Source organism: Lachnoclostridium sp. An169 (assembly GCF_002160525.1).
Lineage (GTDB): Bacteria > Bacillota > Clostridia > Lachnospirales > Lachnospiraceae > Mediterraneibacter > Mediterraneibacter cottocaccae.
Map to the genome: position 1 here is coordinate 110,825 of NZ_NFKT01000011.1, position 19,314 is coordinate 130,138.

At 51.4% G+C, this 19,314-nt stretch carries 19 protein-coding genes, 1 tRNA gene and 1 pseudogene; 13 read left to right on the plus strand and 8 right to left on the minus strand.

Annotated features, from left to right (window positions below; all coding sequences use genetic code 11):
- From B5F07_RS09725 to B5F07_RS09745, 5 genes are all read left to right on the plus strand, one after another.
- A complete protein-coding gene (locus tag B5F07_RS09725) occupies positions 1–1,494 on the plus strand; it encodes an FGGY-family carbohydrate kinase (RefSeq protein WP_087161080.1) in 1,494 nt (497 codons plus the stop codon).
- A 114-nt stretch (positions 1,495–1,608) separates the two neighbouring features.
- Positions 1,609–3,021: an amidophosphoribosyltransferase gene (locus tag B5F07_RS09730; protein ID WP_087161081.1), complete on the plus strand. Its 1,413-nt coding sequence runs from the start codon at positions 1,609–1,611 to the stop codon at positions 3,019–3,021.
- Between the two features lie 26 nt (positions 3,022–3,047).
- Entirely contained in the window at positions 3,048–4,445 is a 1,398-nt protein-coding gene (locus B5F07_RS09735) for an MATE family efflux transporter (RefSeq protein ID WP_087161082.1), read from the plus strand.
- Between the two features lie 97 nt (positions 4,446–4,542).
- Positions 4,543–4,628, plus strand: a tRNA-Ser gene (locus B5F07_RS09740).
- 201 nt (positions 4,629–4,829) lie between these two features.
- Positions 4,830–5,291 (plus strand): sporulation initiation factor Spo0A C-terminal domain-containing protein, encoded by a 462-nt coding sequence (locus B5F07_RS09745; RefSeq protein ID WP_087161083.1) that lies wholly within the window; start codon positions 4,830–4,832, stop codon positions 5,289–5,291.
- 46 nt (positions 5,292–5,337) lie between these two features.
- Here B5F07_RS09745 and B5F07_RS09750 read toward each other — a convergent pair whose 3' ends face one another.
- The 5 genes from B5F07_RS09750 to B5F07_RS09770 all read right to left on the minus strand — a co-directional run bounded on the left by B5F07_RS09750 (position 5,338) and on the right by B5F07_RS09770 (position 9,777).
- On the minus strand, positions 5,338–5,817 hold the full coding sequence (locus B5F07_RS09750) for a hypothetical protein (protein ID WP_087161084.1): 480 nt from the start codon (positions 5,815–5,817) through the stop codon (positions 5,338–5,340).
- A gap of 38 nt (positions 5,818–5,855) precedes the next feature.
- Positions 5,856–6,629, minus strand: a complete 774-nt coding sequence (locus B5F07_RS09755; RefSeq protein WP_087161085.1) for a histidine phosphatase family protein — start codon at positions 6,627–6,629, stop codon at positions 5,856–5,858.
- Positions 6,630–6,723: 94 nt separating this feature from the next.
- Positions 6,724–7,554, minus strand: a complete 831-nt coding sequence (locus tag B5F07_RS09760) for an Mrp/NBP35 family ATP-binding protein (RefSeq protein ID WP_087161086.1) — start codon at positions 7,552–7,554, stop codon at positions 6,724–6,726.
- A 139-nt stretch (positions 7,555–7,693) separates the two neighbouring features.
- Positions 7,694–9,064: a GHKL domain-containing protein gene (locus B5F07_RS09765; RefSeq protein ID WP_087161087.1), complete on the minus strand. Its 1,371-nt coding sequence runs from the start codon at positions 9,062–9,064 to the stop codon at positions 7,694–7,696.
- A complete protein-coding gene (locus tag B5F07_RS09770; RefSeq protein ID WP_087161088.1) occupies positions 9,061–9,777 on the minus strand; it encodes a LytR/AlgR family response regulator transcription factor in 717 nt (238 codons plus the stop codon). Before B5F07_RS09770 ends, B5F07_RS09765 begins: the two co-directional genes overlap by 4 nt.
- Before the next feature lie 285 nt (positions 9,778–10,062).
- On the opposite strand from B5F07_RS09770, the gene rhaD reads away from it, so the two are divergent.
- On the plus strand, positions 10,063–10,905 hold the full coding sequence (gene rhaD, locus B5F07_RS09775; RefSeq protein WP_087161089.1) for a rhamnulose-1-phosphate aldolase: 843 nt from the start codon (positions 10,063–10,065) through the stop codon (positions 10,903–10,905).
- A gap of 114 nt (positions 10,906–11,019) precedes the next feature.
- Positions 11,020–11,964 carry an L-lactate dehydrogenase gene (locus B5F07_RS09780; RefSeq protein WP_087161090.1) on the plus strand — a complete coding sequence of 315 codons (945 nt, stop codon included), beginning with the start codon at positions 11,020–11,022 and terminating at the stop codon, positions 11,962–11,964.
- Between the two features lie 104 nt (positions 11,965–12,068).
- Here the strand turns inward: B5F07_RS09780 and B5F07_RS09785 are convergent, their stop codons facing one another.
- A complete protein-coding gene (locus B5F07_RS09785; protein WP_087161091.1) occupies positions 12,069–12,428 on the minus strand; it encodes a metal-dependent transcriptional regulator in 360 nt (119 codons plus the stop codon).
- A gap of 230 nt (positions 12,429–12,658) precedes the next feature.
- Here B5F07_RS09785 and B5F07_RS09790 point away from each other — a divergent pair, with 230 nt between their 5' ends.
- The 6 genes from B5F07_RS09790 (at position 12,659) to B5F07_RS09815 (ending at position 18,854) form a co-directional block, all read left to right on the plus strand.
- Positions 12,659–12,871 (plus strand): FeoA family protein, encoded by a 213-nt coding sequence (locus B5F07_RS09790; protein WP_087161111.1) that lies wholly within the window; start codon positions 12,659–12,661, stop codon positions 12,869–12,871.
- A gap of 122 nt (positions 12,872–12,993) precedes the next feature.
- Positions 12,994–14,994, plus strand: a complete 2,001-nt coding sequence (gene feoB / locus B5F07_RS09795; RefSeq protein WP_087161092.1) for a ferrous iron transport protein B — start codon at positions 12,994–12,996, stop codon at positions 14,992–14,994.
- 83 nt (positions 14,995–15,077) lie between these two features.
- Positions 15,078–15,452: a heavy-metal-associated domain-containing protein gene (locus B5F07_RS09800; protein ID WP_087161093.1), complete on the plus strand. Its 375-nt coding sequence runs from the start codon at positions 15,078–15,080 to the stop codon at positions 15,450–15,452.
- Positions 15,453–15,474: 22 nt separating this feature from the next.
- The gene (locus B5F07_RS09805; protein ID WP_242972492.1) at positions 15,475–15,879 is read left to right on the plus strand and encodes a Fur family transcriptional regulator; all 405 of its coding nucleotides are present in this window, start codon (positions 15,475–15,477) and stop codon (positions 15,877–15,879) included.
- Between the two features lie 540 nt (positions 15,880–16,419).
- Positions 16,420–16,725: a DUF6110 family protein gene (locus tag B5F07_RS09810; RefSeq protein WP_087161095.1), complete on the plus strand. Its 306-nt coding sequence runs from the start codon at positions 16,420–16,422 to the stop codon at positions 16,723–16,725.
- Between the two features lie 8 nt (positions 16,726–16,733).
- Entirely contained in the window at positions 16,734–18,854 is a 2,121-nt protein-coding gene (locus B5F07_RS09815) for a heavy metal translocating P-type ATPase (RefSeq protein WP_087161096.1), read from the plus strand.
- Here B5F07_RS09815 and B5F07_RS23700 read toward each other — a convergent pair.
- Positions 18,775–18,951, minus strand: a complete 177-nt coding sequence (locus B5F07_RS23700; protein ID WP_087161097.1) for a helix-turn-helix domain-containing protein — start codon at positions 18,949–18,951, stop codon at positions 18,775–18,777. The genes B5F07_RS09815 and B5F07_RS23700 overlap by 80 nt on opposite strands.
- Before the next feature lie 118 nt (positions 18,952–19,069).
- Positions 19,070–19,314 (minus strand): annotated as a pseudogene (locus tag B5F07_RS22625) (PD-(D/E)XK nuclease family transposase); the annotation flags it as partial.

Consider the following 19,314-nt stretch of genomic DNA (forward strand, 5'->3'; position numbering starts at 1 on the left):
ATGAGCGAAGCAGGAAAATCGGGCAGTTATATTATCAGTATTGACCAGAGCACCCAGGGGACGAAAGCCCTTCTGTTCGATGAAAGCGGAAATCTTCTTATGCGGGAGGATAAGCCCCACCGTCAGATCGTCAATGAACTGGGATGGGTCTCCCACGATCCGGAGGAAATCTACCGGAATACTGTGCAGGTAATTAAAAATCTGGTGGAGCGCTCCGGAGTGGAGAAAGAGAAGATCGCGGGGATCGGCATCAGCAACCAGAGGGAGACTTCCCTGATCTGGAACCGGGACGGCTCCCCGGCGGCGGATGCCGTAGTCTGGCAGTGCGCCAGGGCAGAAGAAATCTGCAGGAGAATCGAGGGCGCAGCATCTGCTGAAATAATCCGGCAGCGCACCGGGCTTCCCCTTTCCCCTTATTTCCCGGCGGCAAAGCTCACCTGGCTTCTGGAGAACACGGAAGGGGCAGGGGAGAAAGCAGCCGCCCATGAGCTCTGTATGGGAACTGTCGATACCTACCTTGTTTACCGTCTGACCCATGGGAAGAGTTATAAAACCGACTACTCCAATGCCTCCCGGACTCAGCTTTTTAATATCTTTGAGCTGAAATGGGACGAGGATATCTGCTCCATGTTCGGCATCTGTCCGGAGGATCTGGCAGAAGTCTGTGATTCGGACAGTCTCTTCGGAGAGACGGATGTGGAAGGATACTTCCCTCACCCGATTCCCATCCACGGCGTTCTGGGGGATTCCCACGGAGCTCTGCTGGGACAGGGGTGTCTGAAGGAAGGAATGGCGAAGTGTACTTACGGAACCGGATCTTCCATTATGATGAACGTGGGAGAGAAGCCGGTGGTGAGCACCCACGGTGTGGTGACTTCCCTTGCCTGGGGCATGGGCGGAAAGGTGAATTATGTCCTGGAGGGAAACATCAACTATACGGGCGCCGTCATCTCATGGCTCAAAGACGATGTGAAGCTGATCGGGAGCGCAGGGGAGACAGAAGCGCTGTGCAGGAGTGCCGTACAGGATGATACCCTCTACTTTGTACCGGCATTTACGGGACTTGGCGCGCCTTACTGGGACAGCACCGCCCGGGCGTCTCTCTCCGGAATCAGCCGGACCACGGGAAAGGCGGAGATCGTCCGTGCCGGGATCGAGTGCATTGTCTACCAGATCACGGATGTGGTAAAAGCCATGGGAGAAGACGCGGGAGTTCTGCCCGGAGAGCTTCGGGTGGACGGCGGCCCCACTCGAAACGGATATCTGATGCAGTTCCAGAGCGACATCCTGGACACGAACGTGCTTGTGCCGGATGCAGAGGAACTTTCCGGAATCGGCGCCGCTTACGCAGCAGGGATCGGGCTTGGTATGTACGGCGGGGAAGTCTTCGAGAGAATCCGGAGAAAGCGGTATGTCCCCTCTATGGAAGAAGAGCGCAGGACGGCAAAATACGCGGGGTGGAAAAAAGCAGTCGGAACAGTTCTCGGAAGATAAGATATTCTATTGACTTTTTGATATATTTTCCTTTATGCTGTATGAGGTGATACAGTGTAAAGGAATTTTTTTTGAAAAAAATCACAGCTTGAATGAACAGGAGGAAGGAAAGCAATGGGCGGATTTTTTGGAGTTGCGTCAAAGAACGACTGTGTACTGGAACTTTTTTACGGAGTGGACTATCACTCCCATCTGGGAACAAGGAGAGGAGGTATGGCGGTCTACGGTGCCGGAGGATTCAACCGCGCCATACACAATATAGAGAACTCCCCTTTCCGGACAAAGTTTGAGAGGGATGTGGAAGAATTAAAAGGAAACCTGGGGATCGGATGCATCTCGGACTATGAGCCCCAGCCCCTTCTTATCCAGTCTCATCTCGGCAGTTTTGCCATCACTACAGTGGGAAAGATCAACAACCAGGAGGAGATTCTTGAGAAGGCATACCGGGAAGGACATTCTCATTTTCTGGAGATGAGCGGCGGGCAGATCAACGCCACGGAACTGATCGGCTCCCTGATCTGCAGGAAAGAATCTCTTGTGGAGGGAATCCGTTACGCCCAGGAGACAGTGGACGGCTCCCTGTCTCTTCTGATCATGACGAAGGAGGGCATCTATGCCGCCAGGGACCGTTACGGAAGAACACCGGTTGTGGTGGGAAAGAAAGAGGACGCCTACTGTGTTTCCTTCGAGAATTTCGCCTATATCAATCTGGGATACACGGATTATAAGGAACTGGGTCCCGGGGAGATCGTCTTTGTCACGCCGGAACATGTGGAGACACTGCGGGAGCCCGGCAAGGAGATGAAGATCTGCTCCTTCCTCTGGGTTTACTACGGATATCCGACTTCTTCCTATGAGGGAGTGAACGTGGAGGAGATGCGCTACCGCTGCGGCAGTATGCTGGCAAAGCGGGACGGGGACAGCGTCCACCCGGATATTGTGGCGGGAGTGCCTGATTCGGGCGTGGCACATGCCATCGGATACTCCAATGAGTCCGGAGTTCCCTACGCAAGACCCTTTATCAAATACACGCCAACCTGGCCCCGTTCCTTCATGCCCACGAACCAGAGCCAGAGGAATCTGATCGCCCGGATGAAGCTGATCCCGGTGCAGGCGCTGATTGAGAATAAGAGGCTTCTTCTGATCGATGACTCTATCGTGCGGGGGACCCAGCTTCGGGAGACTACGGAATTCCTCTACCGGAGCGGTGCGAAGGAAGTTCACGTCCGCCCGGCATGTCCGCCTCTTGTGTACGGGTGCAAATTCCTCAACTTCTCCCGGTCCAACTCGGATCTGGAGCTGATCACAAGGAGGGTGATCCGTGAGGCGGAAGGGGACAACTGTTCCCGGGAGGTTCTGGAGGAGTACACGAACCCGGATACCTGCCGCTATGCACAGATGATTGAGGCGATCCGAAGACAGCAGAATTTTACGTCGCTGCGCTATCACAGACTGGACGACCTTGTGGCGTCCATCGGAATCGAGCCGTGTAAACTCTGCACGTACTGCTTTGACGGAAAAGAGTAAAATGAATGACAGGAGACTTATGAGGGATGTTTGGAAAAGGAAAACACAGGGAACCGGAAATTGACTGGAGGAAATTCTACCGGAATGTAATCGCGCTGGTTGTTCCCATGGCGCTTCAGAATCTGATTAATGTGGGAGTGACGGCAACGGACGTCATCATGCTCGGGGCAGTGGGGGAGACAGCGCTCTCCGGCGCTTCCCTCGCCGGACAGGTGCAGTATATCATGACGCTGTTCCTGTTCGGACTGACTTCCGGGGCAACAGTGCTTACTGCCCAGTACTGGGGTAAAGGAGACCGGACTGCCATCGAGAAAGTGCTCGGCATGACGGTGAAGGCGGCAGTTTTCGTGACGGCCGTATTTACCGTGGCAGCCCTTCTCATACCGGGGCTCTTGATGCAGATTTTTACGGGTGACCCGGCGGTGATCGCAGAGGGAATCAAATATCTGCGGATCGTGGCGTTTTCCTATATTCTGATGGGAATCACCCAGTCCTATCTCTATGTGATGCGGAGCGTGGAGCGGGTGATTGTGGCGACGGTTGTCTATCTCGCCTCCCTGCTGTGCAACATAGTGCTGAACTCCATCTTTATCTTCGGGCTTCTGGGATGCCCTGCCATGGGTGTGAGCGGAGCGGCGCTCGGAACTCTGTGTTCCCGGGTTCTGGAGGTGATCCTTGTGGCGGGATACGCCAGGCTGTATAACAAAGATATCAAGCTCAGGCTCAGCTATGTGCTCCACACGGATAAGCTGCTGTTCGGCGATTTTATGAAGTATGCCCTGCCGGTTGTGGCAAACGAGGTGATGTGGGGACTCGGAACTGCGGCAAACACAGCGATTCTGGGACATATGGGAAGCCCTGCCGTAGCGGCAAATTCTGTGGCGCAGGTGGCAAGGCAGCTGGCGACGGTGGTGGCTTTCGGGCTCTCCAGCGCGGCGGCGATCACTCTGGGGAAGACCATCGGAGAGAAGAAGATGGAGTATGCGGCTGCCTACTCCAGACGGTTTATCCGCTTAAGCCTGATTATGGGTGTGGCGGGAGGCGCGGTGATCCTTGCCGTGCTTCCGGTGGCTTCCGCTTTCCTTTCCCTGTCCGCAGCGGCGAAAGAATATCTCCGGCTCATGTTTTTTGTCATGTCCTATTTCGTGGTGGCGCAGGCGTTCAACACCACCATGGTTGTGGGGATCTTCCGATCCGGCGGGGACACCCGGTTCGGTCTTGCCCTGGATGTGGGGACGATGTGGGGGTGTTCCATCCTTCTGGGCTTTATCGCGGCGTTTATCCTGCACCTCGGCGTCCCGGCAGTCTATGTGATCCTGATGAGTGATGAGATTATCAAACTTCCGATTACGTATTGGAGGTACAGAAGCCGGAAGTGGCTCAGGGATGTGACGAGAGAAAACAGAGCCGACAGCAGTATTTGATTTTTTTGAATTTACCCTTTCCTTTTTCATGAAAGTCTGCTATAATAAAAAAGCTGTGGAAAAATGCACACGGAGATGTATATTTGCAGCTTAAAGTGGAGACGTATCGAAGTGGTCATAACGGGGCGCACTCGAAATGCGTTTGCCCTCCGGGGCACGAGGGTTCGAATCCCTCCGTCTCCGTCGGAAAATTCAGTCCTCAAGCGGGTTTCGTTTGAGGGCTTTTTTGTTGTTTTTTCCCGAAAGCGCATCCTTTTTCAGCCACGGTCAGTTCCCCGCAGAGCATTGGTGTCTGGTAGAAAATAGTCGAACGAATTGTGTTGTTTGACAAATATTTCCAATTTACCATATTAAAGGAACAGGTTCTCTCGCTGGGAGGATGCTATGAATTACAAAAGAATAATCATTAACACACTGGACTGTCTGCGTGCGGGAAAGAGTTACGTCGGATACGACTATGTTGTATACGGGCTGACTCTGATGCTTGAGGATGAAAGCCGTGCCACCTACATTACAAAATCGCTGTACATAGACATTGCCAGGCATTTCAATACCACATGGAACTGTGTGGAAAAGAATATCCGGACAGTCGTCCACTCGATCTGGGATTCGGCGGATCCGGAGATGTTAAGATTAGTATTTAAGAGTTCTGACCGCAGGGAGAAACCTACAAACAAGCAGTTCTTCCGCTACCTGTTTGAATATATAGTAAATATCAACAGTGAGATGCTTCCCGGTGACAGAGAGATCATCGTCCTCTGTCCGATCTCCCACAAACCATGCGAATCTCTGTCCGCTTTTTATATGAAAATGGCTGCATCAAATACAGAGGAGCAGGACAAATGAATGCCTGCTCCGGTTTCCGTTTAAAACGGAAAGAATACCATTTCATTTAATACTGGCACATTACCACAATCTTCTGGGGTGTGGTCTGTGCCGGGATACTGAAGGTGGTCGTCGTATAATAGACAAGAAGTTCGGAATTTTCCGGGCTGCAGCCGTAGGACTGGCCGTTGGCGGTGCGAACATTTGTCATGGGACCGATATTTAAGCGCAGCGAATTGTCCGCTGATGTCAGGCTGTCGTCGAAATAATCCAGCACGACCTGCTGTCCCCTCCTGAGAGATGTAACGATCTCAGCCCGGTACTGAGGCGGGTAGACCGCCGGAACCGGAAGATTTGCATCGTAGAAAGCGGCGATCCTCATGCCCGGCCTGAGGCGGACATTGTCGATCACCATTGTCTCTCCGTCCACAACCACATTGATAATGCTGGAGCCGCTGATTACGGAGAGCATCATGGTGCAGCAGGAGTCTCCCCTGTTGACAGACTGAATTACGCCCTCGATCTTTTCAAAAGTCTCGTATGCCATAATAGAAAAGTCCTTTTTTCTTTTATATTATGCACAGGTCAGTGGCGGTGTTCGCTGTCGGACCACACCTCACAGAAGCGTCCGGCAAAAGCGGGTTCTTCCCCTGCCATCCGCAGGTGGGAGACGTCTCCCAGCCTCTGGGCGCGGAAATAAGCGATCCCTTTTTCCCGTTCTTCTGTTATTATCTCGGTCACGGAAGTGGGAGCAAGGATGGTGCTGTGCCAGAGCACAAAGGGCGAGATATTCCAGAGGTGGGAAAGCAGAACACAGGTGATACCGAAATGGCAGAAAAAGGTGACCGTACCGGTGTACTCTTTTTCTACTCTGTAGCATCGGCCGTCCCGGACATATCCGTATTCAGCCAGAAGACGGTCAAAGTTCTGCGCCACATTGTCATAGAGACGGACGGCGTCGGACTGCCGGCATATGAAGGTGTCACGCCACAGCCGGGAATCCAGATATTCCTCATGCTCACTGAGATAGGACGGTACGATATCCCAGATGATCCGGGAAAGATATTTCCCGTCTTTCTTTCTTGAAGTCGGGTATGCGGCCGTCAGTTCCGGAATTTCGTTCAGGTCAAGCCGGGCCGGGAACTCCTGGAGCCAGTCAAAAGTCCCGGCGGTCTTTCCCAGGGCTTTCAGACTGTATGCCGCTGTGTCCCGTGCTCTTCCGAGAGGGGACACATAGCAGTCGCCCATCTCCATGTACGGGGCCTGGGCGGCAAGACACTGTGCCTCCCTGCGCCCCTTTTCTGTCAGTGTATCGTGCTCATAGTCCGGATCTCCGTGCCGGATAAACAATATTCTCATGTTCTTTTCCTTTCTTTTTCATCTGCGCAGATGCTCTTATATTTTCCTGGAGAGTTTTTTATATTTATATACATTTATACAGAAAGATGCAGGCTTAAAGCTCTGCATCTTTCAGATACGGGTTCTGTACTTCGTAAAAACGTTCTTCCTCAACTGCCCGGGCAAGTTCCATGTCGATGGGCATCTTTCCGAGAACCGGGATTCCCAGCTCTTCTGCAGTTTTATCCACATGGCTCTCACCGAAAATCTTAATCTCTTTTCCGCAGTCCGGACATTTTACATAGCTGTAGTTCTCCACAATGCCAAGCACGGGGATATTCATCTGCTGTGCCATGCCGTATGCTTTTTTCACAATCATCTGAACCAGATCCTGGGGAGATGTGACGATCACGACGCCATCCACCGGAAGGGACTGGAACACAGTCAGCGGCACATCGCCGGTTCCCGGGGGCATATCCACAAACAGATAATCAATATCGCCCCACATGACATCGGTCCAGAACTGCTTAACCACTCCTGCGATGATCGGTCCTCTCCAGATTACCGGTGCGGACTCATCGTCCAGAAGCAGATTGACTGACATGATCCTCGTCTCGTCTTTCGCGATGCAGGGCATGATCGCATCTTCGGTTCCTCTGGCTTTCTCGTGGATTCCGTACATCTTCGGGATGGACGGACCTGTAACGTCGGCGTCCAGGATGCCGACCGTATAACCTTTCTCGCGCATCATCCGCGCAAGGGATGCGGTTACAAGAGATTTCCCGACGCCGCCCTTTCCGCTGACAACGCCGATCACTCTCTTAATCTGCGAGTACATATTGGCAGGCTCGCGGAAGTCTGTCTTTTTACTGGAACAGGAGTCCGCATGGGCACATCCCGCGCAGGATTCCTCTGTACATCCGCTGTTCTTCTGTTCTTCTGACATAACTGTTTACCTTCTCTCTGTTACGATTTTCTCCCACCTGACGGCGTGCTGGCCGTATCAGGCGGATACCGCTGCCGGCACGGGCCGGCCTGCCTTACAAGTATAACATATTTTTCCCGATGTGAACACTAATATTCGCTTACTCCATGTTTTCCCGCCGCTCTTCTTCCACCGGGATGAGTACCTGAAGGGTGAACCAGTGATCCTTTGCCTGCAGCGTCATGGAACCGCCGTATTTCTGGGCTGCAGCCTTTATGCTTTTCAGGCCGTAGCCGTGATACTGTTTGTCTGCCTTGGTTGTCCTGGGAAGGTTCCCGCTGTCCAGTTCAAGAGGAGTCTCGGAGTAGTTTTCGAACTGGATCATGACAAACTGGCTCCGCCGGAACATGGACAGAGAGATCAGCCGCTTCTCCGGGTCCGGGAACTGGGACACACATTCGATGGCATTGTCCAGGGCATTGCCGAACAGGGAACAGATATCCTTGACGTGCATGAAAGAGATCAGGCTTCCGTCTGCCATGCAGGTGAATGTGATGTGGTTCTGCATGCAGTAGTTGCTTTTATTGGTAAGAAATACGTCCAGGACACGGTTGCCGGTGGTGATCAGCGATTCCTGCTCTGAGATGGCGTTCTCCATCTCGGAGAGGTAACGGTTCTTTATCTCCGGGTTTTCCTCCTCGCGGATGGCAAGCATGTAGTGCTTGATATCATGGAATTCTCTCCGGAGCAGCTCCACATTGTCGATGGAGAGACGGTACTGGTCGTACTGGCGCTGAAGGAGTACGTTCATGAGTTGGTTCTCCCCGCGCATCCGAAGCTCCTCCCGTTTTTCCGACTGGGCGATAAGCATGACAAGCCCTCCGAAATCCGCCAGCGTGCGCACGTACAGAATGGAGGTGGAGGCGCTGGAGAAAGGAGTGTCGGGAAACACAAAGCTCAGGTTGCTGATAATAAATGCGCCCAGGGCGATCATTGCGCCGCCGAGAAGTTCTTTGCCGCTGACATTCATCTGTTCATCTACCGGTATATACTGCCGTTCATAGAAGTAGCAGAAGGAGAAGAGCAGTCCGTAGATGACTGCCATGGTGACGGCGAGGAGCACGACGGACAGGGGGCTTTCAAAGAAACCGGCAGAGCCTTCCCGGGAAGAACCGGGGCGCATGGCGATCCACACATAGATCTGCCACTGGAGGGAGGCTGCCAGTTCCGCCAGCACGAAAGCACGGGTGCAGCAGTAGCCCGCATCCAGCCATGAGACGCGGCAGAGAAAACGGATGAAGATCCACATGCCGGCAATGGCGCCCGCCATACCGGGAATCCACAGAACGATCGGGAGCATTCCGGCGATCCGGTGATAGATAAGGAAGTATCCGAGCATACAGGCCAGGGCGGCACAGAGTTTCATACCGGTCTGCTTCCGCCGGAGAATCAGAATGTAGACCGCGCAGGCGCCCCATTCGGCAATGGCGGTGCAGATCCGGGGAGTGTCCATAAAATCGGTAATATTCATCGCTGAATTCCTCCTATATAATCAGTGAGCGCATCCATAAATGCTTTTTTACGCGCCCTGCTCACCGGGAGTTCCTCCCCGTCTGAGAGGCGGACGGAAGAGGGCGTCATGGCGTTTACATGGCTCAAATTGACCAGGTAAGCGTTGTGGCATCTGGAAAACCCCTGACCGGAGAGCTCCTCGTCAAAACGCTTCAGGGGTCCGGCAGTTCTGTACGTCTCCTTTTCACAGTGTACAATAACCGCGTGTTTCTGACTTTCGAGGCAGCAGATCTGGTCGGTGGCGAGCCTGAGCATTCCACATTCCGTATCAAGAGTGATGTGGTTCTTTTCCTTCCGCGCGCGTATTTTCTTTACCGCCTTGTTCATTAGCTGCTCGAAGGCCAGATAGGGAACCGGCTTGAGAACATATCCGAGAGCATCCACGAGATACCCCTGCACGGCAAACTGTACCGTGGATGTGATGAAGATGATCGCCACATCTTCATCCAGATGACGGATCCTTTCCGCAGCAGTCATGCCATCCATGTGTTTCATCTGAATGTCGAGGAAAATCACGTCATACCCGCCCTTATAGTCCGAGACGATATCAATGCCGTCTGCATATCCGTCGGTCCGGAAGCGGACAGAATGTTCCGATGCATACCGGTTCAGATAGCTTTGGAGCAGTTCCATATGTTCTTTTTCATCTTCCACAATTGCCGCATGGATCATCCGTTTCCCTCCTTTCGGTGTGATTTCTTCTATTAAGTATAAAGCGGAAAAAGAAGAAAAGCAATGTTTACATAAAAACAGATTTCCAGGGGCGCAAATACTGCCAGAATCGACAAAAAATCAAAAAACACCATGCAAATTCAGAAAAAGATATTGCATTTATCGTATAATGTGATAGAATAAAAACAACAAGAAACAACACATTTATCTGAGAAAAACAACAAAAAACAAAATTTGAAACGCTGATAAATGTTGGGGTTTGTTTTGAAACAGGAGGTAAATGAGATGAAAGTATTGGATTCAAAATTTGTTCAGGATTTTATCAAGATGGCAGATGACGGCTATCAGCAGGGATGGCACGAGAGAAACGGCGGAAACCTTTCCTACAGACTGAAAAAAGGCGAGGTTGACGCGATCAAAAACCGTCTGTATACAGATACACCGTGGCAGCAGATCGGCACAAGCGTTCCGGGACTGGCAGGAGAGTATTTCCTTGTAACAGGAACGGGAAAATATTTCCGTAACATTATCGTTGACCCGGAGGCATGTCTTGCGATTATCGAAGTGGATGAGACAGGAGAGCGCTACCGGATCCGCTGGGGACTTGTAGAGGGAGGCAACCCGACTAGCGAGCTTCCGACCCATCTGATGAACCATGAGGTGAAGAAGAAACTGACAGGCGGCAAGCACAGAGTTATCTATCATGCACATACAACGAATACCATTGCCCTGACTTTCGTCCTTCCTCTTGAGGATGAGATCTTTACAAGAGAGCTCTGGGAGATGGCTACCGAGTGTCCGGTTGTATTCCCGGAAGGTGTCGGCGTGATCGGATGGATGGTTCCGGGCGGACGCGACATCGCCGTTGCCACAAGCAAACTGATGGAGAAGTACAATGCGGTTATCTGGGCTCACCACGGTATGTTCTGCTCCGGCGAGGACTTTGACCTTACATTCGGTCTGATGCACACCATCGAGAAGTCTGCGGAGATCCTGATTAAGGTGCTCTCCATGGTACCGGAGAAGAGACAGACTATCGAGCCGGAAGACTTCAAGAAACTGGAGAGCGGTTTCAACATCAAGCTGCCGGAGAGATTCCTGTACGAGAAATCCCAGTACGCGAAATAAAAGTTCTGGAAAAAATTACCTGATATGTTCTTGACATTCCCGGAAATTACTATACAATAAGGGTGAAAATAAATCCTAGTAAAATAGTAGGAAATAAACCGGGAGGGAAAGACTATGGTAAATATACAGAAAACAGCAGTGATCGGGTGCGGCTTCGTGGGTTCCACGATTGCCTATACTCTCATGCAGAAGGGGACATTTTCCGAGATGGTCCTTCTGGATGAGAACCACGCGAAAGCAGAAGGGGAGGCTATGGACATCAGTCATGGCCTTCCTTTTGCGCATGCCATGGATATCCGTGCGGGAAGCTACGACGATATCGCGGACGCTGCGGTGATCATCATTACGGCGGGGGCGAACCAGAAGCCGGGGGAGACGAGGCTTGACCTTGTGCAGAAGAATGCCAGGATCATGCGGTCCATTATATCGGAGATCAAACGGGTGAACTGCGAGGGAATCCTCCTTATCGTGTCGAATCCGGTGGATATTCTGACTCAGGTGGCGCTTAAGGAATCCGGCTTCCCGAAGGAGCGCGTCATCGGCTCCGGCACGGTTCTGGATACGGCGCGGCTGAAGTATCTGCTCAGTGAGAAGCTCAACGTGGACAGCCGCAATGTCCACGCATTTATAGCGGGAGAGCACGGAGACAGCGAGCTGGCAGTGTGGAGCTGCGCCAATATCTACGGAATCCCCCTGGAAGATTTTGCGAAGATCAGGGGATACAAAAGCTTTGAGAAAGAAAAGGACGAGATCTACCATGCGGTCCGGGACAGCGCTTATGAGATTATCGAGCGAAAGGGCGCTACTTATTACGGGATCGGCATGGCGGCGGCGAAGATCGCTGAGGCTGTCGTGCGGGACAGCCATACGGTGGCTCCGGTTTCGGTTTCCTTAAGCGGAGAGTATGGTTTAAGCGGACTCTGCCTGAGTATTCCTTCCGTGATCGGCAGGGGCGGTGCAGAGCAGGTGCTTGAGATCAGCCTTGCCGGTGAGGAGAAGGAGAAGCTGAAAGCTTCGGCGGAGGAACTGAGAGGGGTTCTGGATACGATACGGCAATAAAAGCGGACGCGGCAAAAAAAGTCCCGGGAAAATTCTGCTATGCCAGAATCTTCCCGGGACTTTTTCTTGGGCATCCGGCAGAAGGTGTCAAAGATCTTCCGGTCTTATCTGATATGCCTTTTAATTGCTTCGAAACTCTCCGCACTGATCACATGTTCGATCCGGCAGGCATCCTCAACAGCAACTTTCGGATCCACGCCCAACCGCTCCAGCCAGGAGGAGAGCAGAGTGTGGCGCTCGTAGATCCGGTCTGCGATCTCTTTTCCCGACTCTGTCAGAGTGATGTATCCTTCCGGGGATACCACGATATGATTGTTTTCTCTTAATTTCTTCATGGCAACGCTGACGCTTGACTTTTTAAAGTTAAGTTCCGTTGCGATATCTACGGAACGGACGACAGGATGCGTTTTGCTGAGCATAAGGATAGTTTCCAGATAATTTTCTGCAGATTCATTTACGTGCATATACATCCACCTCGATCTAAATTTTCAAAATATTTATCTTTAAGTATAACATAATCGCCTCATAACGGCAAACGTTTATTGCTTCAGGAAAAAGTAAGAAATTTCTCAAAAAGGATTGACAAAATTTACAAGTTAGTTTACACTATCACATGTTAGAAGAAACGATCTCTGCGGAATAATTTCGGGAGAAGTAAAATAGAATAATGCAGAATGAGAGGGTCAGTCAGGTTATGAATTTACTGGATGCTGAAGAAGGCAAAGAATATATTGTAAAAGATATCGTCACAGACGATGAGGAACTGGAAGCTTTTCTGTTTTCCCTGGGCTGTTACAGCGGCGAGCCGATCACAGTTGTTTCCCGTGTAAGAGGAGGATGCGTTGTCTCCATCAAGGATGGAAGATATAACATAGATACGGATCTGGCGAAGGCTATTTCGGTATGACAGATGCGGTTTCTGTTATATATCTGTTGTTTTATATGGTAAAAAAATAGTAAATTTATTTGCTATTTTTTTTATAAAAGAGTTAGTCTATTCTAATCGCATTAAAAGGAGGAGATTTGCAAATGAGAATTGCTTTTGCAGGAAATCCGAACAGCGGAAAGACAACCATGTACAATGCGCTGACAGGCAGAAACGAGCGTGTTGGTAACTGGGCCGGTGTTACGGTAGAGCGAAAGGAAAGCCTGATCAAAAAGGCTTATTACAGCGGGGCGGAGGAACTGGTTGCAGTGGATTTGCCGGGTGCATATTCCATGTCCCCATTCACTTCAGAGGAGAGTATCACAAGCAGCTATGTGAAAAATGAGCATCCGGACGCCATCATCAATATCGTGGACGCCACGAACTTAAGCCGGAGCCTGTTTTTTACCACACAGCTTCTGGAGCTTGGAGTCCCTGTCGTTGTGGCCCTGAACAAGAGCGATGTGACAGATAAGAAGCAGACGAAGATCAACGAGAAGCTTCTCTCCGAGAAACTTGGCTGCCCGGTGATCAAGACGGTTTCCACTTCTTCCGGACATGAAGGACTCAAAGAAGTTGTGGCTGCCGCCGCTTCCCTGAGGGGAAAAGGACAGAAAGCACCGTATGTGCAGGCGGATATTGACCTGACAGACAAAAATGCGGTGGAGGCTGCCGACAGAAAACGTTTCGAATTTGTCAACGGCATCGTCAAACAGGTGGAGCAGAGAAAAGTCTTCACAAAAGACAAGAACTTCCAGGACAAGGTGGACAGCATTATCACACATAAGATTATCGGCATCCCGATTTTCGTGGTTGTGATCTTCCTTGTGTTCTACATATCCCAGACAACGGTGGGAACATGGATTGCAGACTGGCTCGTGGCCTGGATCGAGACCTTCCAGGGCTGGGTCGGCGGACTGATGGAGAATGCCAACCCGCTTCTGTATGCGCTCCTTGTTGATGGTATCATCGGCGGCGTCGGCGCGGTTGTGGGATTCCTCCCGCTTGTTATGGTAATGTATTTCCTGATCGCCCTCCTGGAGGACTGCGGATATATGGCACGTGCGACAGTCGTGCTTGACCCCATCTTCAAGAGAGTCGGACTTTCCGGAAAATCCGTGATCCCCATGGTAATCGGTACCGGATGCGCGATCCCGGGCGTCATGGCGTGCCGGACGATCCGAAACGAGAGGGAACGCAGGACAACGGCAATGCTTACGCCGTTCATGCCATGCGGAGCGAAGATCCCGGTTATCGCCCTGTTTGCAGGAGCTTTCTTCGCGGATGCGTGGTGGGTATCTGCTACCATGTATCTGGTTGGTATCCTTCTGGTTCTTCTCGGAGCACTGCTTGTAAAGAGAATCACAGGACAGAAATACCGGAAATCCTTCTTCATCATCGAACTTCCGGAATATAAGATCCCGAGCTTAAAGAGAGCATGCGTCTCCATGCTTGAGCGCGGAAAAGCATACATCATCAAAGCCGGAACGATTATCCTGGTGTGCAACACTGTGGTACAGATCATGCAGACATTCAACTGGCAGTTCCAGCTTGTGGAGGAAGGTGCGGAGAATACATCTATCCTTGCAGGTATCGCTCATCCGTTTGCCATTCTGTTCATCCCGCTCGGATTCGGAGTGTGGCAGCTTGCGGCGGCAGCAATCACAGGATTTATCGCAAAAGAGAACGTGGTTGGTACGCTGGCGGTTGTTTACGGTGTTACAAACCTGATTGATACGGATGAACTGGCGCTGGTAGGAAGCGGAAGCGAAGTGGCGACAATTATGGGACTGACAAAGGTGGCGGCTCTCGCTTATCTGATGTTCAACCTCTACACTCCGCCGTGTTTCGCAGCCCTGGGCGCCATGAACTCGGAGATGAAGAGCGGAAAATGGCTGTTCGGCGGAATCTGCCTGCAGCTTGCAACCGGCTACACAGTAGCATTCCTTGTATACCAGATCGGTACTCTGATTACGACAGGATCTCTTGGAACCGCATTTGTTCCGGGACTGATCGCAGTCGCGGTATTCGCGCTGATCATTATCTGGAGAATCCGCAAGTCGGATAAAGAATTTGCATCAGAATACAGTTTGCATACTGCATAAGAGTGACTTATAATAATCAGGGGTGGGCAGGGTATTTTCGTACTTTGTCCACCTTTTGATGAAAGGCAGGAAGGGTGATATCTATGGAAAATGTGATTGCAGTTATTATTCTGGCGGCGCTGGTCGGAGGAGCTGTTGCATATATCGTAAAATCAAAGAAAAGCGGGGTAAAGTGCATCGGCTGTCCGGCAGGAGGAAGCTGTCCCGGCAGTAAGAAGATGAAGAAAAAGAAGCTGGAGGGCAGGGTGATCGGCAGAAAGACCATGACAATATCGGGAATGAGCTGCGAGCACTGCGTAATGAACGTAACCGAGGTCCTGAACCGGATCGACGGAGTCCGGGCGGAGGTCAGCCTTTCCCGCGGCATCGCAAGAATTTCCTATGACAGGGAAGTTGGGGATGATGTTCTGAAAAATGCAGTAGAAAAAATCGGATATCATGTTACAGGGATAAGTTAGACGGATGAAACAGGAGGTTGCCGTGAGTAAGAAAGAACAGATCATCGGGAAGCTGAAGGAAAACGGATGCCGCATTACGAAACAGCGCCTTATGTTGATTGATATTATTCTTGAGAACGACTGCTCGAGCTGTAAGGAGATCTTCTATAAGGCGTCAAAGGCCGATGAGAAGATCGGCGTCGCCACAGTCTACCGGATGATCAACGCCCTGGAGGAGATCGGGGCGATCAGCCGGAAGAATATGTATAAGGTCGAGTGTTCCGAAGAGTGTCCGCCGGAGTGCGGGTGCGTGATCGAACTGGACGACGACACGACCTATCATCTGTCGCCGGGAAAATGGAACACCGTAGTCCGGGAAGGCTTAAAACGGTGCGGATATCTGAAAGACCAGAAGGTGGCGAAGATCCAGGTTCAGGCAAAAGAGTAAGATGAAGTGGTAATATTTTTTGAAAGCTTCTGCCGGAGTCGAAAAATAAGAAGGGCGGCGGGAAAAATCAAAAAATATTACCATTTTTCTGCATAAAACGAGAAGATTTATCACTAAAGCCTGTTAGAATTGACTACCTTGAAAACAGGTTGCTATGATGTGACGGCAGGAAATTAATTACATATTATAAAAGGGAAGTGATGTGCGGATGAAACAGCATAAGTTCTGGGCCTGGGCAGCAGTGTTCTGTTTCCTTATGTTATTCTATACAGGCTATAAGCACAAGTAGGTGATTTTGATTTTTTGCATCCACGCCGGGCGTTCGGCTGTACTGCCCCCATATTGCCACGGCGGCCACGCTCCCGCTCGGGAGTGGAACGCAGCGGTGCTAAGGCTGCAAAGGACGCAGCCTTAGCACCGGCGTTCCACTACGGGCCTTTGTGGCAACATAGGGCAGTACAGCCTGGAAACCGGCGTGGGTGAAAAAACAGAAAATCAGAGAAAAAATTAGCTGAGAAATGTAGTAGGAGGTTTTAAATTATGTTAAATATGTCATTAGTGAAAAAGATCGGACTTTTTGCAGGGGGTGTGCTTTTTGGTACGGCGGGGATCAAGATTCTCTCCAGCAAGGATGCCAAGAAGGTGTATACTAACTGCACGGCGGCTGTCTTAAGGGCAAAGGACTGTGTGATGACGACGGCGACCACCATGCAGGAGAATGCGGAAGATATCCTGGCAGAGGCGCAGCAGATCAATGAGAGAAGGGCAGAAGAGGAAGCTGCGGCTGTGGAGGAAGATGCGTCAGAGGAAAACGGTGCGGATGAGAACGCGGGGAAAGAAGCGTAAGCCGGCATATGAAATTTATAATCAGACATGAGATAAAAGGCCGTCTCCGTATTCACATCGTCCAGAAGAGGATGACTTATGCGGAGGCGGATACGCTTTCCTGGTACCTGGGAAATCAGAAAAATGTAACAGATGTGAAAGTATATGAGCGCACCGCAGATGCCGTTATCTGTTATACCGGGAACCGGGAAGAGGTGACAGAACTGCTGAAGAAATTCCGCTATGAGAACGTGGATGTCCCGGAAACCGTGTTTGAGACTTCCGGGCGCGAACTCACCTCAGTCTATAAAGAAAAGCTGATCACAAAGGCGGTTGTACATTACGGAATCAGAATTTTTCTGCCCTCGCCTGTGAGAGCGGTGCTCACCGTGGTAAAAGCAGTACACTATATCTGGCAGGGGATCCGCTGCCTGTTAAGAGGGAAAATTGAAGTGCCTGTACTGGATGCAACCGCGATTGCGGTCTCGGTACTGCGCAGAGATTTTGACACGGCGGGATCCGTCATGTTTCTTCTGGGCGTCGGTGAGATCCTGGAGGAGTGGACGCATAAGAAGTCCGTGGGCGACCTTGCGCGGAGCATGTCTCTGAACATTAAGAAGGTATGGCTGAAACGGGAGGAACAGGAAGTACTTGTCAACGCTTCGGATGTGGAGCCGGGAGATACGGTGGTCGTCCATATGGGGAATGTGATACCTTTTGACGGCGAAGTATCTGGCGGGGAAGGCATGGTAAATCAGGCTTCTCTGACCGGAGAATCCCTTCCTGTAAGGAGAGTGCCGGGGCAGTCGGTGTACGCCGGTACGGTTGTGGAAGAGGGAGAACTGGAGATCCTTGTAAAGGCAGTGTCCGGGTCCACCCGGTTCGAGAAGATCGTCACTATGATCGAGGACTCTGAGAAACTGAAATCTGCTCTGGAGAGCAGGGCGGAGCACCTTGCAGACCGCCTGGTTCCCTACACACTTGCAGGAACCGGTCTTGTCTGGCTGCTGACGAGAAATGTCACAAAGGCGCTGTCTGTACTTATGGTGGATTTCTCCTGTGCGCTGAAACTTGCCATGCCCATCTCCGTGCTGTCAGCCATCCGTGAGGCGGGTACCTGCGGCATTACGGTGAAAGGCGGAAAATATCTGGAAGCCGTGGCGGAAGCAGATACCATTGTGTTCGACAAGACGGGAACCCTCACAAAAGCAAAGCCGACGGTGAAGAAAGTGATTGTGTTCGGGGATTACCCGGAAGATGAAGCACTCCGCATCGCCGCATGCCTGGAGGAGCATTTCCCGCATTCCATGGCAAAAGCGGTGGTGGATGCTGCAAAAAAGAGAAAACTCTATCACGAGGAAATGCATTCCAAAGTGGAGTATGTGGTGGCCCACGGCATTTCGTCCTATATTGAAGATAAGAAAGTTGTAATCGGAAGCAGCCATTTCGTCTTTGAAGATGAAGAATGCAGGGTACGCCCGGAGTATCGGGAGAGATTTGACGCCCTTCCGCCGGAGTATTCCCACTTATACCTGGCAATAGAAAAGGAACTTACTGCGGTGATCTGTGTGGAGGATCCTCTTCGGGAAGAGGCCCGCGACATGGTACAGGCGCTGAAAAGGGAGGGAATCTCCAAAGTGGTTATGATGACCGGGGACAGTGCGAGAACCGCTGCGTCCGTGGCGCAGAGTGTCGGTGTGGATGAGTATTACGCCGAGGTCCTGCCGGAAGACAAGGCGGGATTTGTGGAGCGGGAGAAGGCAGCAGGACATAAGGTGATCATGATCGGCGACGGGATCAATGATTCACCCGCCCTTTCCGCCGCAGATGCGGGAGTCGCCATCAGCGACGGGGCAGAGATTGCCCGGGAGATCGCGGACATTACGATTGCCGCGGATGATCTCAGGGAGATTGCGACATTAAAGCGTCTTGCCAATGAGATGATGAAGCGGATCCACAGAAACTACCGGGAGATTGTAGGTATTAATGCAGGGCTGATTGCCCTGGGAGTTGCAGGGGTGATCCTGCCGACTGCGTCAGCCCTTTTGCACAATACATCGACACTGCTGATCAGTCTGCGGAGTATGGGAAATCTGTTGGATGGGAGTGACGCCGGAACTGAGACGGCGCCATCCCGGTTCCTTCCTTGAATACCCGGCTTAAATGCGCCCCGTCGGCAAAACCGGTCAGCTCGGCAATCACTTCGAGCGTCTGTTCGGTGATGGCAAGATAATCCTGTGCTGCCATAACTTGGTATTCGGCAGAAACTGTCAGACGTGTATCGAGTCATATTCTGCAGAAATCCGTGCTTTCCGGCACAGGTTTTCGACAGAATATGACTTTTCGGATAGCGTATAGCAGTGTGTTATTTCTGCAGTGCCGCCAACTGTTGGCGCAGAGCTTCGAGTTCAGAGGTGAGCGAGGAGATGGTCGCGTTCTGGTCAGATATTTTAGAATCCTTCTGTGAGATCGCTGCGCTCTGATTGGAGATCACCTCATCCTTCTCCTTCAACTGCTTCTCCTGCTCATCAATCTCCGCCTGCATTTCATCGATCATATACTGTACTGTGTTCCGATCCAGTTCCTGTAATTCTTTGGAAAACATGTTTA